Origin of the sequence: Citrobacter sp. Ca225, from assembly GCF_030337175.1 — a bacterium.
Lineage (GTDB): Bacteria > Pseudomonadota > Gammaproteobacteria > Enterobacterales > Enterobacteriaceae > Citrobacter_A > Citrobacter_A amalonaticus.
On sequence record NZ_JAOWCD010000034.1, the window covers coordinates 1 to 250 of the forward strand.

1 protein-coding gene is annotated in these 250 nt (G+C 46.8%); it reads left to right on the top strand.

Features of this window, described 5'->3' with window-relative positions:
• A partial coding sequence (locus tag OGW13_RS00795) for a DDE-type integrase/transposase/recombinase (RefSeq protein WP_004159265.1) occupies nucleotides 1–230 on the top strand: 230 nt, incomplete at its 5' end.
• Nucleotides 231–250: the final 20 nt, after the last annotated feature.

Sequence of the window (250 nt, forward strand, 5' to 3'; positions counted from 1 at the left end):
ACGTTGAACACCGACAGATTAAGTACCGGAACAACGTGATTGAATGCGATCATGGCAAACTGAAACGGATAATCGGCGCCACGCTGGGATTTAAATCCATGAAGACGGCTTACGCCACCATCAAAGGTATTGAGGTGATGCGTGCACTACGCAAAGGCCAGGCCTCAGCATTTTATTATGGTGATCCCCTGGGCGAAATGCGCCTGGTAAGCAGAGTTTTTGAAATGTAAGGCCTTTGAATAAGACAAAA